The following is a 16920-nucleotide window of genomic DNA, read 5'->3' as shown; positions in this document are numbered from 1 at the left end:
GTCAGGGCGTGTCGGGTGCGGCCGTGAAGCGCACCCGGCAGCCGAAGCCGCGGCCTGCGATGCCGTCGCCCGCCTCGATCGTCGCTTCGTGCGCCTGCGCGATGCGTTGCACCAGCGACAGGCCGATCCCGCTGCCGCGCTCGCCGTTGCCATGGCTGCCGCGGAAGAAGCGTTCGAATACGCGCTCGCGCTCGTCGGGCGCCACGCCCGGCCCGTTGTCGCGCACGGCCAGCCACGCGGTGCGGCCCTCGTCCTCGGTGCCGCAGGCGATCTCGATGCGGCCGTGCTCGCCGCAATAGCGCACCGCGTTGTCGATCAGATTGCGGGCCAGGATGCCGAGATCGTCGAGATCGCCGCGCACGCTGGCAGGTTCCGCATGCACGCCGATCGTCTGCCCCCGCCGCGCCGCCATCGATTCGAATTCGCGCGCGACCATCGTCACCACGTCGGGAAGCTGCACGGTGGGGCGCTCTTCGCGCAGCGGCGACGCATCGACGCGCGCGGAGTCCAGCAACTGCTGGGCCAGCCGCGAGGTGCGCTGGATGCCCTGCGCGAGCGGTTCCAGGGCCGCGCGCGCATCGGCGTGCGAGTCGGCGCGCAACGCCACCTGCGTCTGGGTCAGCAACGCGGCCAGCGGCGTGCGCAGTTCGTGCGCGGCGTCCGCCAGGAACTGGCGTTCGCCCCGCATGGCCTCAGACAGGCGTTCCAGCAGGAGGTTGAACGAGACCACCAGTGGCCGGATCTCGCGCGGCAGGCCGGCCGAGGGGAGGGGGGCCAGATCGTGCGCTTCGCGCTGCGCCATCTCGCGGCGGAGGCGGTTCATCGGGCGCAGGCTCCAGTGGATGGCCAGGCCGACCGACATCGCCAGAATGATGAGGATGGCCAGGCCGCTCCACACGCTGATCTTGACCCAGTGGGCGAGCTCGGCGCGCATCGACGACAGCGACATGCCCGCCTGCACCTGGATGCGTCCGCCGGCGTCGGTGACCGCATAGACGCGCCACGGTTCTCCGGCGACGTCCGTTACCACGAAGCCAGGACGGAAGTCGGCCTTCAGCGGCTCGGACGGTGCGTCTTCCGAAAGCACCACCGGCTTGTCGCGGCCGAGGATCCAGACCTGGTAGCGCAGGGTCTTGAGCTTGAGCTTCCCCACGCTCGGCCGCGTCGGCAACTGCAGGCGCGGGCCATCGCCGAGGGCGCTGAGGTTGGCCGGCATCGAGAGCAGGATCTGCTCGCTGACTTCCTGCAGGAAGAGATCGTCATGCCCCTTCTGCTGGCGCGTCATCTGGAAGTGCTGCCCCCCCAGCCAGCAGCCCCAGCCGACGGCAAGGGGCGTCATCACCGCCAGCAGCAGTTTCGACTTGAGCGAGTGGCTCATTCGGCGTCTCCCAGGCGGTAACCGAAGCCGTGCACGGTGGCGATCACGCCATCGCCCAGCTTCTTCCGCAGCTGGTGGATGTACACGGCGATCGTGTTGCTCTCGATCGCGCCGTCGCCGCCGTAGACGAGCGACTCCAGCGTCTCGCGCGCGATCACCCGGCCCGGGCGTTCCATCAGCGCGAGCAGGGTGCGGTACTCGTGCACGCCGAGCCGCACGGGCCGGTCGCCCTGCCGCACCGAGCGGTCGGCGGGGTCCAGCACGATGTCGCCATGGCGCAGCACCGGGGCGACGCGCCCCTGCGTGCGGCGGACCACGGCGCGCAGGCGCGCCCCGAGCTCGCCGGCTTCGAAGGGTTTCACGATGTAGTCGTCCGCGCCGGCGTCCAGGCCGCGCACACGGTCGCTCAGCTGGTCGCGCGCGGTGATGATCAGCACGGGCGTGGTGTCGTAGCGCTGGCGCAGGGAGGCCAGGACATCCAGGCCGGACCCGCGGGGCAGGCCGAGGTCGAGCAGGACGGCGGTATAGCCGTGGTCCACCAGCGCCAGGCGCGCGGCGGCGGCATCTTCGGCGCGGTCGATGGACCAGCCGTCCTGCGCGAGCGCGGCAGCGAGCGCGTCGCCGAGCATGCGATCGTCTTCGACCAGGAGCAGGCGCTGCACGGGGATTCCTCGGGGACGGCGGGCCCCCATGCTAGGACGAAGCGATTAAACCGTCTTTAATGCGGCCCGCCAGCGCCAGAAACGCAAAACCCCGCCGGAGCGGGGCCTTGGTCGTATACCTGCCGCGGTTCTCAACCCGCGATCTTGGCCGGATGGCGCTCCCTAGGGGACTCGAACCCCTGTTTTAGCCTTGAGAGGGCCACGTCCTAACCACTAGACGAAGGGAGCGTTTTTGGTGAAACCGGCGTAGCGGATTAGTATAGGCGGCGGCATCGCCCAGGGCAATCCATCCGGGCCGCCGCGTGACCCCTTCTGCATGGAACCGCCGCTATTACGCCGCCCACCGCTCTGCGAATCATCCCGCGCGACCAGCACACCATCTCGCGCAAGGACATCAGCCCGAACGCGCTGCGCGTGCTCTACCGCCTGCGGGATGCCGGCTTCCAGGCCTACTTGGTGGGAGGCGCGGTACGCGATCTGCTGGTCGGCGGGCACCCCAAGGATTTTGATGTGGCCACCGACGCCACGCCGGAACAGGTGCGTCAGCAGTTCCGCAACTGCCGCCTGATCGGTCGCCGTTTCCGCCTCGCCCATGTGGTGTTCGGGCGCGAGATCATCGAGGTCGCCACCTTCCGCGCCAATGTCGACGACGGCAGCGGCGACCGCGAGATGGACAACGGCCGGCTGGTGCGCGACAACGTGTACGGCACGGTGGAGGACGACGCGGTCCGTCGCGACTTCACCGCGAACGCGCTGTACTACGCCATCGACGATTTCTCGGTGCGCGATTACGTCGGCGGTTTCGAAGACACGATGGCCCGGCGCCTGAAGCTGATCGGCGACCCCGAGCAGCGCTATCGCGAAGACCCGGTGCGCATGCTGCGCGCGGTTCGCCTGGCGGCCAAGCTGGGTTTCGAGATCGAGGCCGACACCGCGGCGCCGATCGCGCCGCTGGCGCCGTTGCTGGCCGAAGCCGCGCCCGCGCGGCTGTTCGAAGAAATCCTGAAGCTGTTCCTGTCCGGCCACGCGGTGGCCAGTTTCGAGGGACTGGAGCGCTTCGGCCTGTTGAAGGTACTGCTGCCGGAGACGGCGGCGGCGCTGGCCTCCAACCGCAGCGGCGCGCTGCGCCGCATGCTGGTCGCCGGCCTGGCGGGTACCGACCAGCGCGTGGCCAACGAGGAGCCGGTGTCGCCGGCGTTCCTGTTCGCCCTGCTGCTGTGGCCGGCTTACTGCCGGGCGCTGATGGGCCTGCAGGCCTCCGGTGTGCACGCGGAAGAAGCGCAGCGCCGCGCGGCAGACCGCGTGACCCTGCACCAGTTGAACACGATCGCGCTGCCGCGCCGCTTCTCGCTGCCGATGCAGGAGATCTGGCTGCTGCAGACGCGCTTCGGCAACCGCCAGCGCAAGCGCGTCGTGCGCCTGTTGTCGCATCCGCGGTTCCGCGCGGCATTCGATTTCCTCGTGCTGCGCCTGGAGGCGTCGCCGGAGCACGCCGAGGATGTCGCATTCTGGCGCGAAGCACAGACCCAGTCGGGCGACGAACTGTCCGCCGCGCTCGGCGTCGGTACGCCCACCGATGACCTGCAGGGCGACGACGCACCGCCGTCCAAGCGCCGCCGTCGCCGCCGCCGCCGCAGTGCGGTGTCCCAGGCCGAATGACCTCGCACGTCCGGGCCTGCATCGGCCTGGGGGCCAACCTCGGGGACGCCGCCGATACGTTGCGGTGTGCCTTCGATGCGCTGGCCGCCTGCGAAGGCATCGACGTGCTGCGCACGTCGCGCCTGTACCGCACGCCCGCATGGGGCCGCGAAGACCAGCCCGATTTCATCAACGCGGTCGCCTTGGTGGAGACGACACTCGCCCCGCGGGCCCTGCTGGCGCAGTTGCTTGCCGTCGAGTCGGCATTCGGGCGGCAGCGTGCCGAGGGCGAGCGCTGGGGTCCGCGCACGCTGGACCTGGATCTGCTGCTGTACGGCGATGCCGTGGTGGACGAACCGGGCCTGCATGTGCCGCATCCTCGCTTGCATGAACGCGCCTTCGCGCTCGTGCCGTTGCTCGAGGTCCTGCCGCAGGCCCGCATCCCCGGTTACGGCGATGCGCGGGATGCTGTGTCCGCGCTCGAAATGTCCAACATCCTTCCGTTATGAGTGGATAATGCGGGGCTATGAGCACGCATGCCGACAGCAAGCCCTGGACCGTCCCCGCACTCGCTGACGCCAAGCGCGAGGGGCGCAAGCTGGTGATGCTGACCGCCTACGACAACAGTTTCGCCCGCGTGCTGGACCGTAACGGGGTGGACCTCGTGCTGATCGGCGATTCGCTGGGCATGGTGGTGCAGGGGCACGACTCGACGCTGCCGGTGACGGTGGACGACATCGCGTACCACACCCGCGCCGTCGCCCGGGGCCTTGATCGCGCGCTGCTGGTTGCCGACCTGCCGTTCCAGTCCGATGCCACGCCGGAGCGCGCGCTCGATGCCGCCATCGTCCTGCTGCAGGCCGGCGCGGAAATGGTCAAGCTGGAGGGCGCGGGCCACAAGCTCGACGTCATTCGGTTCCTGGTGGAGCGCGACATCCCGGTCTGCGGCCATCTCGGCCTGACCCCGCAGTCGGTCCTCGCCTTCGGTGGCTACAAGGTGCAGGGCCGGGGCGATGCGGCGGCCGCGAAGCTGCGCGCGGATGCGCATGCCGTGGCCGACGCCGGTGCTCAGCTGCTGGTGCTGGAATGCGTGCCGTCGCCGCTGGCCGCCGCGATCACCGCAGATCTCGCCATTCCCACCATCGGCATCGGCGCCGGCCCCGGCTGCGACGGGCAGGTGTTGGTCCTGCACGATTTCCTGGGCCTGGACACGGGCCATCGCCGGCCGAAATTCGTCAAGGATTTCCTGGCCGAAGGCGGTTCGGTGGCGGGCGCCGTGCGCGCCTATGCCGACGCGGTGCGCAGCGGGGCGTTCCCCGACGACGCCCATTCCTACTGACCGCGCCGCGCGCACCGATACGCCACAGGGGCCCCGATGATCGAGACCATTACCGAACTTGACGCGTTGCGCGCACGCGTCAGGGCGTGGAAGCAGCAGGGCCTGCGGGTCGGTTTCGTCCCCACGATGGGCAACCTGCATGCCGGGCACTACTCGCTGGTGATGCTGGCGCGGCAATACGCGGACCGCGTGGTGTCCAGTGTGTTCGTCAATCCGACCCAGTTCGGGCCCAACGAAGACTTCACCCGCTACCCGCGCACGCCAGAAGCGGACATGAGTGGGCTCGAAGGCGCCGGCTGCGATGTCCTGTGGTTGCCGACGGTGGAGTCGATGTATCCGTTCGGTGTCGAGCTGGCCGCCAAGGTCCATGTGCCCGGCGTCAGCAGCGTGCTGGAAGGCGCGCACCGCCCGGGCCACTTCGATGGCGTGTGCACGGTGGTGGGTCGCCTGTTCAACCAGGTGCAGCCCGACGTGGCGGCGTTCGGCAAGAAGGACTACCAGCAGCTGGCGGTGATCCGGCAGTTGGTCACCGACCTGGCGTTCCCCGTCCAGATCCTCGCCGGCAGCATCGTGCGCGAGCCCGATGGCCTGGCCATGAGCTCGCGCAACCAGTACCTGTCCGCGGACGAGCGTCCGCGCGCCGCCGAGATCCGCAAGGTGCTCATCGGCATGCGTGAAGGCCTGCTGGCGGGGCGGTCGCGCGCGCAGGTGGAGGCCGACGCGGCGCAGCGCCTTGCCGAGGTCGGCTACGCCGTGGACTACACCGTGGTCCGTCGCCCCGACCTGAGCGAGCCGGTGGACGGCGAGCAGGGTCCGCGGGTCGCCCTGATCGCGGCCAAGCTCGGCCGTACGCGGCTGATCGACAACCTGGAATTCTGACCGCGGCGGCGATGCGATGTTGCACGGGCGTGCACGCCGCACCGGGCGCGAGGGGCTAAACTTCGCGTCCCCGATCCTGATCCCGTCCCCATGCACCTCAGCCTGCTCAAGACCAAGATCCACCGCGCGACCGTCACCCATTCGGAGCTGAACTACGAAGGCTCCATCGCCATCGACGGCCTGCTGCTGGACGCCACCGGCATCCGCGAGTTTGAGCAGGTCCACATCTGGGACGTCACCAATGGCGCGCGCTTTTCGACATATGCGATCCGCGCCGACGAGGGCAGCGGCATCGTGTCGCTCAACGGCGGCGCCGCGCGCCACGTACAAGTGGGCGACCTGATCATCATCGCGGCGTTCGCGTCGATGAGTGAGCAGGAAGCCGACCAGTTCCAGCCGACCCTGGTGTACGTGGACGGCCAGAACCGCATCACCCACACCAACCGCAGCATCCCCAAGCAGGCGGCCTGACATGAGCAACGGTTTCGACGCACTGCACTCCCACGCCACGCGCCTGCGTGGTTCCTCCCTGGGTGAGTTGCTGGCGCGCGAGCCCGACCGCGTCGCCGCGAACACACTGCGTAGCGGCCCGCTGTACTTCAACTTCGCCCGCCAGTCGTACGACGCGCAGGCCGTGCAGGCCTTGCTCGCGCGGGCGCAAGCCGCCGACCTTGGAGGCGCGTTCCGCCGCCTGTTCGATGGCGAGCAGGTCAACGTCACCGAAGGGCGCGCGGCACTCCACACCGCGCTGCGCGGCCAGCATTCCGATGCGGCCATCGCGCGCGAGGCCCATGCCAGTGCGCTGGAGGTTCGCCAACGCATGGCGGCGCTAATCGCGCAGCTGGAAGCTAGCGGCGTGACCGACATCGTCAGCGTCGGCATCGGCGGTTCAGACCTCGGGCCGCGGCTGGTGGCCGACGCGCTTCGCGATCCGCTGCCCGGGCGTTTCCGCGTGCACTTCCTGTCCAACGTCGACGGTGCGGCCGCACAACGCACGCTGGCGCCGCTGGACCCCGCGCGCACCGCGGCGATCCTGATTTCCAAGACCTTCGGCACCCAGGAGACGCTGCTCAACGGCGGCATCCTGCGCGACTGGCTCGGCGGCAGCGAACGGCTTTACGCCGTCAGCGTGAATCCCGAACGCGCCGCGGCAGCGTTCGACATCGCGCCCGCACGCGTGCTGCCGATGTGGGACTGGGTCGGCGGCCGTTACTCGCTGTGGTCGGCCGTGGGCTTGCCGATCGCGCTGGCGATCGGATTCGATCGCTTCGAACGCCTGCTGGCCGGCGCCTCGGCGTTCGATGCCCATGTCATCGGCACGCCGCTCGCCGACAACATCGCCGTGCGCCATGCGCTTACTGCGGTATGGAACCGCAACGTGCTCGGCCACGCCGCACAGGGCGTGATGACCTACGACCAGCGCCTGGCCCTGTTGCCGGCCTACCTGCAGCAACTGGTCATGGAGAGCCTGGGCAAGTCGGTGACGCTGGACGGCAGCCCCGTCGGCGTCGACACGGTGCCGGTGTGGTGGGGCGGTGCGGGCACCGATGTGCAGCACAGCTTCTTCCAGGCGCTGCACCAGGGCACGCAGATCGTGCCGCTGGATTTCGTGGGTACCGTGCGCAACGACGATCCCTACGGCGAGAACCATCTGGCATTGATGTCCAACCTGCTCGCGCAGAGCGAGGCGCTGGCGAACGGCCAGGCCAGCGACGATCCGCACCGCAGCTATGCGGGCGGACGTCCCAGCACGATGATCCTGCTGGACGCGCTGACCCCCGAATCGCTCGGCGGCCTGATCGCGATGTACGAGCACAGCGTCTACGCGCAGTCAGTCTTGTGGGGCATCAACGCCTTCGACCAGTTCGGCGTGGAGCTCGGCAAGCAGTTGGCGAACGGCCTGCTCCCGGCGCTGAAGGGCGAAACCGAGGCGAAGGACCCGGTGACGCGCGCGCTGCTTGCCGAGATCGCCGCGCGCGGTTGAGGCGGGCGCGCCGCGCCTATCGCGGCGCGTGACGCTCCAGCGCCCACGCCACGTGCTCGCGCACCACGGCTGACGGATCGTCCTGGCGGCTCGCCAGTGCGGCGAGCACGTCGGGCGTCGTGGGTGCGTTGCCCAGGGCGACGGCGATGTTGCGCAACCAGCGTTCGTGGCCGCTGCGACGGATAGCCGAGCCTTCGGTGCGGCGCAGGAATTCCTCTTCGTCCCACGCGAACAGCTGAGGCAGCGTCGCGACGTCCAGATCGTTGCGCGCGCGGAAATCCGGCTCGTCGGTGCGCTGGGCGAACTTGTTCCAGGGGCAGACCAGCTGGCAGTCGTCGCAGCCGAAGATGCGGTTGCCGATCGCAGGCCTCAGGTCTTCCGGGATCGCACCTTCGTGCTCGATCGTCAGGTAGGCGATGCAGCGACGCGCGTCCAACCGGTAGGGCGCGGTGATCGCCTGCGTCGGGCAGACGTCGATGCAGCGCGTGCATGTGCCGCAGTGCGCTGTCGCCGGCGTGTCGACGGGGAGCGGCAGGTCGACATAGATCTCGCCGAGGAAGAACCAGGAGCCGCCGTCGCGGTCGATCAGGCAGGTGTGCTTGCCGATCCAGCCCAGGCCCGCGTTGCGCGCAAGCGCGCGCTCCAGCACCGGCGCCGAATCGACGAACACGCGGTGCCCGAACGCGCCGACTTCCTGCTGCAAGCGTTCGGCCAGTTTCTGCAGCCGGTTGCGCATCAGCTTGTGGTAGTCGCGCCCCAGCGCATACCGCGCCACATAGGCGCGGCGGCCATCGGCAAGGGTGTCCCAGGCGTCGTCGCTGTCGTTACGCCCGTAGTCCAGGCCTACCGAGATCACCCGCAGCGTGCCCGGGATCAGTTCCTGCGGGCGCGAACGCTTGTCGCCGTGGTGCGCCATCCAGTCCATCGAACCGTACAGGCCCTGCGCCAGCCAGTCGCGCAGGTGCTGTTCGTCTTCGCCCAGCTCGATGCCGGTGATGCCGCAGCGCTGGAAACCGAACTCGCGGGCCAACACGCGCACGCGGTCGGCGAGCGCAGCGGGCGAGGGGAATGGCGAGGGCAATCCGGGGGCGGGCATGCGGAAAGTATAGGTGGGTCGGCGGCGTTCACTTCCGCGCAACCGGCGCCGGACCTAGAATCCGCGCATGTCAGGCACCGTTCCCCTGTATTCAACCCCGGCCGCGCGGGCGCTGGATGCGAATGCCACACGCCTGCTGGGCGGCGACGCCTACACGCTGATGCAACGGGCCGGGCAGGTGTCGTGGCAACACGTGTTGATGCACTGGCCCGATGCACAACGCATCGTCGTGGTGTGCGGCCCCGGCAGCAATGGCGGCGATGGTTACGTGGTGGCCAGGCATGCGCACCGCGCCGGGCGTCCGGTCGAAGTGGTGCACCTGCGCGAACATATACCAGCCAATCCCGTCGCCCAGCGCGCCTGCACCGACTACGTGGCCGCAGGTGGGCGCGTGAACCTGTTCGACGGCGCGCTGCCGGCGGCCGACTTAGTGGTGGACGCATTGTTCGGGATCGGCTTCTCGCGCGCACCGGAGGCCGGCTCGCACGCGCTGATCGATGCCATCAACGCCCAGGCCGTGCCGGTGTTTTCGCTGGACGTCCCCAGCGGCGTCGATGCCGACCGTGGTGGCGTGCCGGGCGTGGCCGTGGTGGCAACGCGCACGCTGCAGTTCATCGCCCGCCATGCAGGCCTGTATACCGGCGACGCGCTCGAGTACACCGGCGCACTGTCGCTGGACGATCTCGACGTATCCGCCGACGCGTTCGACGGCGTACGGTCGCACGCGTCGCTGCTCGACCAGGATGCGTTGGCGCGCTGGTTGCTGCCGCGTCGTCGCAATACGCACAAGGGCGAGTCCGGCCACGTGCTGTGCATCGGCGGCGGCGACGGCAGCGGCGGTGCGATCGCGCTGTGCGCGGAAGCCGCGCTGCGCTCGGGGGCTGGCCTGGTGAGCGTGGCGACGCGAGCGCTGCATGCCGGCGCGATCCTCGCGCGTCTTCCGGAAGCGATGGTACGCGGCGTCGAATCGTCCGAAGACCTGGCGCCGATGCTCGCGCGTGCCGGTGTCATCGCGATCGGACCGGGCTTGGGCCAGGGCGACTGGGGGCACGCCTTGCTGCAGCAGGCGTGGCGCAGTGGACGTCCGCTGGTCGTCGATGCCGATGCCTTGAACCTGCTGGCTTCCACACCGCAGCCGCTCGACGATGCGGTGCTTACGCCGCATCCCGGTGAAGCGGCGCGCTTGCTCGATTGCATGACCGCCGAGATCCAGGCCGACCGCTTCAACGCCGCGCGTGCCATCGCGCAGCGCTATGCGTGCGTGGTGGTGCTGAAAGGGGCGGGCACGATCATCGCGGCACCCGATAGCACGCTGCGCGTGCTCGATGCCGGCAATCCCGGCATGGCCGTGGGCGGCATGGGCGATGTGCTCACTGGCGTGATCGCCGCGTTGCGCGCGCAGGGCCTGTCGGCGTTCGATGCCGCCAGCACCGGTGCGCTGCTGCATGCGTTGGCCGGCGATGCGGCCGCGTGGGATGGGCAGCGCGGTTTGCTGCCGTCGGACCTGATGCCGCATCTGCGTCGCCTCGCCAATCCCTGATCCACGGCAGCGCGGCGCGACGTCAGCGCTTAGAATCGCCGCATGCAACTTTTCCTCGCCGATAGCGACGCCACCGAAGCCCTGGGCCAGGCCCTCGCGCGTACGCGTCCGGCGACCGCGGTCGTCCATCTGCGTGGCGATCTCGGCGCGGGCAAGTCGACGCTGGCGCGTGCGCTGCTGCGTGCGCTCGGCGTGGCCGGTGCGATCCGCAGCCCGACCTACACGCTGGTCGAGCGGTATCCGGTGGGCGATGGCGAGGCCTGGCACTTGGACCTCTACCGCATCGGCGATGCGGGCGAACTCGAATTCCTCGGCCTGGACGAGGGGGCCGCGGTGCTGTGGCTGGTGGAATGGCCGGAACGCGGGGGCGCCTCGCTGCCGCCGGCCGATCTGGTGGTCTCGCTGCAGGTCGAGGACAGCGGGCGCGCGGCCGTCTGCGAAGCCGCCTCCCCGGAGGGCGAGCGCTGGCTGGCCCGGGTTTCGACGGAAGGCCAGTTGCAGGCATCAGTTGCCCAGGCTGGTTAGGAACATCGTCCAGGTTGCGGATTATTAAGGGAAAACACCTTGCATTCGTGACCTGATGGTGCTTGAATCCGCGGCATGAGTCCGGGGATGCCCACTACCGTCACGCTGCGTGCCGCCCTTGCGGGCCTGCTGGCCGTGATGCCGGTGTCGCTGTGGGCCGGCGAAGTCACCGGCGTGAGCATTGCGCAGGGCGCCACCGGCACCCGTGCCGAGATCCAGCTGGCCGGCGCCGGGCAGTACAAGACCCTCAGCCTGAAAGGCCCGGATCGCCTCGTCGTCGACCTGCCGGCGTCGAAGGCGCGTGCGGGTCTGCGCCTCCCGGCGCCTGCCGGCATCGTGCGCGCGGTGCGGACCGGCCAGCCCGATCCGAACACGCTGCGCATCGTCTTCGACCTCGCTTCGCCCGTGGCCGCGCTCAATCCGCGCATGGAACAGGCCGGGGAGTCCTCGCGCCTGGTGATCGAATGGCCCGGTGATGGCGCCGCCCCCGCCGTTTCGACGCAAGCAGTGGCGAGCACGCCCGTAATCCCCAACGCGGCGCCGCCCCCGCCGGCCACGACCTCGGCAGCGCAGACGCAAGCCGAGGCGGCGCGCGCGACCGCGTTGCTGACGGCGCAGGTCGCGCAGGCAGGCCAGGCGCCTGCGGCGACGCCGCCGTCGACCACGGCCAGCGCACCGCCTTCGCCCCAGGCCATCCTCAATGGGCAGTCGACGTCCACCGGTGTGCCGGCCGACGCCGGTAGCCCCCCGCAGACCTACACCATCGCCACCGGCCAGCCGACGCCGATGCCGGGCTCGGTTGCGGCGAGCGCCGCGTCGGACGCCGTCGCGGCGCCCAAGGCATCGCCCGTCGTCACCGCCGGCATGCGCCCGCTGGTGATCGCCATCGATCCCGGCCACGGCGGCCAGGATCCCGGCGCGATCGGCCCGAGCGGCCGTTACGAGAAGCATGCGGTGCTGGCCATCTCCAAGGAACTGGCGCGCCAGATCAATGCCACGCCGGGCATGAAGGCCTATCTGGTCCGCGACACCGACGTCTACGTCGAGCGGCCGCAGCGTGCCCGCAAGGCGCGTGCGGCGAAGGCGGACATGTTCGTCTCGATTCACGCCGATGCCGCGGAAAACCGCAGTGCCTGGGGTTCGTCGGTGTACGTGCTGTCCCTGCGCGGCGCGTCCTCGCAGCACGCGCGTTGGCTGGCCGACAAGGAAAACGCCTCCGACCTGGTCGGTGGCGTGCGGCTGACCAAGGACACATTGTCCAACGTCCTGCTGGACCTGGCGCAGAGCGGCCACATGAAGGCCTCGCAGGACGCGGCCGGGCACGTGCTGAGCTCGCTGAAGGGCCTGGGCAAGACCCACAAGCCGCAGATCGAATTCGCCAACTTCGAAGTGCTGCGCAACTCCGACATGCCGGCCATGCTGGTGGAGACGGGCTTCATTTCGAACCCGGACGAAGAGAAGCGCCTGTTCGATGCTGCGCACCAACGCCGCGTAGCGGGGGCGGTGCTGGATGGCATCCAGTCCTATTTCACGCGCCAGCCGCCGCCGGGCACGCTGTTCGCCGCCCGCGCGCAGGCCGAGGCCGAGGCGCGCACGGTTGCGGCGGGCGGGGCCGCCGGCGCGCCCTGATTCCGGGTTCGCTCGGCTATCATCACGGCTGAACCCCCGAGACGGCGCGCCCGCGCCGCCAGCACGTGCCGATCCGCCAGCTCCCCGATACCCTGATCAACCAGATCGCCGCCGGCGAAGTCGTCGAACGCCCCGCGTCCGTCGTCAAGGAGCTTGTGGAAAACGCGCTGGATGCCGGAGCGCGGCGCGTGGACATCGACCTGGAAGAGGGCGGCGTCCGTCTGATCCGCATCCGCGACGACGGCGGTGGCATCGCGCCGGAAGAACTGCCGCTGGCGGTGTCGCGCCATGCCACCAGCAAGATCTCCTCGCTGGATGACCTCGAAGCGGTGGCGACGCTGGGCTTTCGCGGCGAAGCATTGCCGTCGATCGCGTCGGTCAGCCGTTTTTCGTTGACCTCGCGCCGGCCGCAGGATGCGCACGGCGCGTCGCTGCAGGTGGACGGCGGCAAGCTTGGCGAGGTATTGCCCAAGCCGCATGCGGTCGGCACCACGGTGGAAGTCCGCGAACTCTTCTACAACGTGCCCGCGCGGCGCAAGTTCCTGCGCGCAGAGCGCACGGAGATGGGCCACATCGAGGAATGGCTGCGTTCGCTGGCGCTGGCGCGGCCCGACATCGAGTTGCGCGTCTCCCACAACGGCAGGCCGTCGCGGCGCTACAAGCCGGATGAACGGGAATCCCTCGCGCGCCTGGACGAAACGCTGGGCGAGGAGTTCGCCCGCAGCGCGCTGCGCGTGGATCATGCCGCGGCCGGCCTGCGTCTGCATGGCTGGATCGCGCAGCCCAGCTATTCGCGCGCCAGTGCCGACCAGCAGTACGTCTACGTCAATGGCCGCTCGGTGCGCGACCGCAACATCGCGCATGCGGTGAAGATGGCCTACCAGGACGTGCTCTTCCACGGCCGGCAGCCTGCGTACGTGCTGTTTCTGGAACTCGATCCCACGCGCGTCGACGTGAACGTGCACCCGGCCAAGCACGAAGTCCGCTTCCGCGACACGCGGCTGGTCCACGATTTCGTCTATCGCACGCTGCATGACGCGCTGGCGGAAACGCGTGCCGGCACCGTGCCGCACGAGATCGCGGCATCGCCGTTCGGGCCGCCTGCCGCCATGCCGATCCCGTCCGCGTGGATGCCGACGCAGCAATCGCCGCTGGGACTCTCGGTGGCGGAAGCACCGGCTGCCTACGCGGCGCTGTACGCGCCCGCGCCCGGTGCCATGGCCGCGGGATATCCCGCGCCCTCGCTGCCGATGATGCCGGCGAACGATCCGGAGGGCGTGCCGCCATTGGGTTTCGCCATCGCCCAGTTGCATGGCATCTACATCCTGGCCGAGAACGCCGACGGCCTGATCGTCGTCGACATGCATGCCGCGCACGAACGCATCGGTTACGAAAAACTGAAGCAGGCACACGACGGCATCGGCCTGCGCGCGCAACCGTTGCTGGTGCCGCGCGTGCTGGCCGTCGCCGAGCGCGAGGCGGAGGTCGCCGAACGCGAAGCCGACACGCTCGCCGCGCTGGGCTTCGACATCACCCGTGCGGGGCCGCAATCGCTCAGCGTGCGCAGTATCCCGGCGCTGTTGTCGAACGCCGACCCCGAGGCCCTACTGCGCGATGTGCTGGCCGACCTGCGCGAGCACGGCGAGAGCCGTCGCGTGGCCGCGGCGCGCGACGAGCTGCTGTCGACGATGGCCTGCCATGGCGCGGTGCGCGCCAACCGTCGCCTGACGTTGCCCGAGATGAATGCCCTGCTGCGCGAGATGGAAATCACCGAGCGCTCCGGGCAATGCAACCACGGCCGCCCGACTTGGGCGCGCTTTTCCTTGAACGAGATCGACCGCTGGTTCCTGCGAGGACGTTGATATGGGGATGAAGACAGGATGGCTGGGGATGGCCATGCTGCTGGGGCTGCTGGTGGGGTGTGGCGATGCGGACGAGAAGGCCGGTGCTGCCGGCAAGGTCGTCGATGCGCGCTTCCTCGCCGACAACGCGGCCTGGCGCGTGAAGCGAACGGAAGAACTGCTGGCCCCGGATGGCTGGACCAGCCTGGTGGGCCTGCACTGGATCGAGCTGAAATCGCACTTCATTGGCAGTAGCGCGGCCAGCGGCATCAAGCTGGTGGTGGGCCCGCCCAAGATGGGCATGGTGACGCAGCAGGACGGCCGCATCTTCTTCACGCCCGAGCGCGGCGTCGATCTCACGCTCAACGGCGAACCGCTGAAGGGCCGGGTGGAGCTGCAGAGCGACCGTGATGCCGCGCCGGGCGTCATCGGCTTCGACGACGGCAAGGGCGCGTTGTCGGTGATCGAACGCGGCGGCCGCCATGCCCTGCGCGTCAAATACGCCGATGCCGAATCGCGCACCCAGTTCGTTGGCCTGGACTACTGGCCCGCGCTGGAGAGTTGGCGCGTCGAAGGCCGTTATATCCCGCATCCTCCGGGCAAGACGCTCACCATCGTCGACGTGATCGGCGTGGCCAACGAGTCGCCCAATCCGGGTGCGGTGGAATTCGAACGCGACGGCAAGACGTTCCGGCTCGAAGCGCTGGGTGCGCCGGATGGTCCGCTGTTCTTCGTGCTCGCCGACCGCACCAGCGGCCATGGGAGCTATCCGGCGGGCCGTTTCCTCGATGCTGAGCCGCCGCGTGACGGCAAGGTGATGCTGGACTTCAACCGCGCCTATAACCCGCCGTGCGCGTTCACGCCGTACGCCACGTGTCCGCTGCCGCCGGCCGAGAACCGCCTGGACCTGCTCGTCGAAGCGGGCGAGAAGGCGTACGCCAAACCGATCAAAGTGCTCTGAGGAAGGAATCGATGCCGTTGCGCATGCCGCTGAAATCCCTCGTCGTGGCGGGCCTGCTCGCCAGTGCTTCCGTGCTGGCGGCCGACACCGCCAAGGCGCCCGCCGCGCCGGTGCCGCTGCTGTGGAAGGTGTCGGACAAGGACAATACGGTCTACCTGCTGGGGTCGTTCCACCTGCTGCGGCAGAGCGACTACCCTTTGTCGGCCGACGTCGAGACCGCGTTCGCGGATGCGGAACGGCTGATGTTCGAACTGGCGCCTGAAGAAATGCAGTCCACCGTCGTGCAGCAGCTGATGCTGCAGGCGGCGCTGCGCACCGACGGCAAGACGCTGCAGCAGGATCTGGACGCGGCGACGTGGAAGCGGCTCGAAACCTGGGCTGGCAAGAACGCCATGCCGATGGTGGCGTTCAACAACTTCGAGCCGTGGTTCGTCGGCCTGACCATCAGCATCGTCGAGATGACCAAGCAAGGGCTGGATCCGAAGCTGGGATTGGACAACCACTTCATGGACAAGGCCAGGGCCGCGGGCAAGCCTACGGCAGGCCTGGAGATCGCGCAGGAACAGATCGGCGTGCTCGACGGCATGGAGGTCGCGGAGCAGCGCCAGTTCATCGTCGAGTCGCTGGACCAGGCGGACAAGGGATCGGTGGAGACCGAGCGCCTGCACCAAGCCTGGCGGCGTGGCGATGCCGAAGGCCTGTGGACCGGCATGGCGGCGGACATGAAGCGCCAATACCCTCGCCTGTACCAGCGCATCAACGTGGATCGCAACGATGCGTGGGTGCCGAAGATCCAGCGGATCCTCACCCAGCCCGGCGACGACGATACGCTGGTGGTGGTCGGTGCCCTGCATCTGTTGGGCGAGGACGGCGTGGTCGAGAAGCTGCGCAAGCGCGGCTACAAGGTGGAGCGCATTTGCTCCGCTTGCGCGACCGGCACGCGCTGACCTCCACGCGGCGCCTCAGGAGGCCGCGGGCACCATCACGATGCAATCCACCGGGCATGCGGGCACGCACAGCTCGCAGCCCGTGCACAGCGCATCGATGACCACGTGCATGTGCTTCGCGCCGCCGATGATGGCGTCGACGGGACAGGCCTGGATGCACTTGGTGCAGCCGATGCAGTCTTCTTCCACCACCACCGCCAAAATCGGCGGCGTGTGCGTGCCGCGACTGCGGTCATAGGGGCGCGCAGGCACCTGCAGCAGGTTCGCCAGCGCCCGCGCACCGGCATCGCCGCCCGGCGGGCAATGGTCGATCCCGGCCTCGCCGCGCGCCATCGCTTCGGCATACGGACGGCAGCCATCGAAGCCGCACTGGCCGCATTGGGTCTGCGGCAACAGGCGATCGAGGCGTTCGGTCAGATCCAGGGTCATCGCAGGGGTTAGAGAGGAATGGGACGGGAGCGGTTTCGCTCGTTCCTCACTTCTCTTCACTCTGTTCCCGCT

The 16920-nt window shown here is 69.2% G+C and carries 16 protein-coding genes and 1 tRNA gene; 12 read left to right on the top strand and 5 right to left on the bottom strand.

The genetic code is table 11. From position 1 onward, the window contains the following. Nucleotide 1 precedes the first annotated feature (1 nt). From AC23D6_RS12600 to AC23D6_RS12590, 3 genes are all read right to left on the bottom strand, one after another. Entirely contained in the window at nt 2-1378 is a 1377-nt protein-coding gene (locus tag AC23D6_RS12600; protein ID WP_487749593.1) for an ATP-binding protein, read from the bottom strand. Then, nucleotides 1375-2007, bottom strand: a complete 633-nt coding sequence (locus AC23D6_RS12595) for a response regulator (protein WP_487752634.1) — start codon at nt 2005-2007, stop codon at nt 1375-1377. The genes AC23D6_RS12600 and AC23D6_RS12595 overlap by 4 nt, the downstream gene beginning before the upstream one ends. 186 nt (nt 2008-2193) lie before the next feature. Beyond that, nucleotides 2194-2268, bottom strand: a tRNA-Glu gene (locus tag AC23D6_RS12590). An 84-nt stretch (nt 2269-2352) separates the two neighbouring features. Between AC23D6_RS12590 and pcnB the strand changes: the two genes are divergently transcribed. The 6 genes from pcnB (at nt 2353) to pgi (ending at nt 7880) form a co-directional block, all read left to right on the top strand. Next, nucleotides 2353-3699, top strand: coding sequence for a polynucleotide adenylyltransferase PcnB (gene pcnB / locus AC23D6_RS12585; RefSeq protein ID WP_487752633.1), 1347 nt, complete (start codon nt 2353-2355; stop codon nt 3697-3699). Continuing rightward, nucleotides 3696-4187: a 2-amino-4-hydroxy-6-hydroxymethyldihydropteridine diphosphokinase gene (folK, locus tag AC23D6_RS12580; protein ID WP_487749592.1), complete on the top strand. Its 492-nt coding sequence runs from the start codon at nt 3696-3698 to the stop codon at nt 4185-4187. Before pcnB ends, folK begins: the two co-directional genes overlap by 4 nt. 17 nt (nt 4188-4204) lie before the next feature. After that, nucleotides 4205-5017, top strand: a complete 813-nt coding sequence (panB, locus tag AC23D6_RS12575) for a 3-methyl-2-oxobutanoate hydroxymethyltransferase (protein WP_487749591.1) — start codon at nt 4205-4207, stop codon at nt 5015-5017. Between the two features lie 36 nt (nt 5018-5053). Continuing rightward, on the top strand, nt 5054-5896 hold the full coding sequence (gene panC, locus AC23D6_RS12570; RefSeq protein WP_487749590.1) for a pantoate--beta-alanine ligase: 843 nt from the start codon (nt 5054-5056) through the stop codon (nt 5894-5896). Between the two features lie 90 nt (nt 5897-5986). Continuing rightward, nucleotides 5987-6367, top strand: a complete 381-nt coding sequence (gene panD / locus AC23D6_RS12565) for an aspartate 1-decarboxylase (RefSeq protein ID WP_093299685.1) — start codon at nt 5987-5989, stop codon at nt 6365-6367. Nucleotide 6368: 1 nt separating this feature from the next. Further along, the gene (pgi, locus tag AC23D6_RS12560) at nt 6369-7880 is read left to right on the top strand and encodes a glucose-6-phosphate isomerase (protein WP_487749589.1); all 1512 of its coding nucleotides are present in this window, start codon (nt 6369-6371) and stop codon (nt 7878-7880) included. Nucleotides 7881-7896: 16 nt separating this feature from the next. On the opposite strand, the gene queG is transcribed toward pgi, so the two are convergent. Next, nucleotides 7897-8976, bottom strand: a complete 1080-nt coding sequence (gene queG, locus AC23D6_RS12555; protein WP_487749588.1) for a tRNA epoxyqueuosine(34) reductase QueG — start codon at nt 8974-8976, stop codon at nt 7897-7899. Nucleotides 8977-9043: 67 nt separating this feature from the next. On the opposite strand from queG, the gene AC23D6_RS12550 reads away from it, so the two are divergent. The 6 genes from AC23D6_RS12550 to AC23D6_RS12525 all read left to right on the top strand — a co-directional run bounded on the left by AC23D6_RS12550 (nt 9044) and on the right by AC23D6_RS12525 (nt 16419). Then, the gene (locus tag AC23D6_RS12550) at nt 9044-10516 is read left to right on the top strand and encodes an NAD(P)H-hydrate dehydratase (protein ID WP_487749587.1); all 1473 of its coding nucleotides are present in this window, start codon (nt 9044-9046) and stop codon (nt 10514-10516) included. A gap of 42 nt (nt 10517-10558) precedes the next feature. Beyond that, entirely contained in the window at nt 10559-11041 is a 483-nt protein-coding gene (gene tsaE, locus AC23D6_RS12545; protein WP_487749586.1) for a tRNA (adenosine(37)-N6)-threonylcarbamoyltransferase complex ATPase subunit type 1 TsaE, read from the top strand. A gap of 75 nt (nt 11042-11116) precedes the next feature. Further along, complete coding sequence (locus AC23D6_RS12540) at nt 11117-12670, top strand: N-acetylmuramoyl-L-alanine amidase (RefSeq protein WP_487749585.1); 1554 nt, start codon at nt 11117-11119, stop codon at nt 12668-12670. A gap of 65 nt (nt 12671-12735) precedes the next feature. Then, nucleotides 12736-14532: a DNA mismatch repair endonuclease MutL gene (gene mutL / locus AC23D6_RS12535; protein ID WP_487749584.1), complete on the top strand. Its 1797-nt coding sequence runs from the start codon at nt 12736-12738 to the stop codon at nt 14530-14532. 7 nt (nt 14533-14539) lie between these two features. Then, nucleotides 14540-15472, top strand: a complete 933-nt coding sequence (locus AC23D6_RS12530) for a DUF1684 domain-containing protein (protein WP_487749583.1) — start codon at nt 14540-14542, stop codon at nt 15470-15472. Between the two features lie 11 nt (nt 15473-15483). Beyond that, a complete protein-coding gene (locus AC23D6_RS12525; RefSeq protein WP_487749582.1) occupies nt 15484-16419 on the top strand; it encodes a TraB/GumN family protein in 936 nt (311 codons plus the stop codon). Nucleotides 16420-16434: 15 nt separating this feature from the next. Here the strand turns inward: AC23D6_RS12525 and rnfB are convergent, their stop codons facing one another. Then, on the bottom strand, nt 16435-16848 hold the full coding sequence (gene rnfB, locus AC23D6_RS12520) for an Rnf electron transport complex subunit RnfB (RefSeq protein ID WP_487749581.1): 414 nt from the start codon (nt 16846-16848) through the stop codon (nt 16435-16437). Between the last annotated feature and the right edge of the window lie 72 nt (nt 16849-16920).

It is taken from the genome of Pseudoxanthomonas sp. G3 (assembly GCF_057654715.1).
Note: the sequence above shows the minus strand (reverse complement) of the source record. Positions and strands in the feature narration are given on the sequence as shown.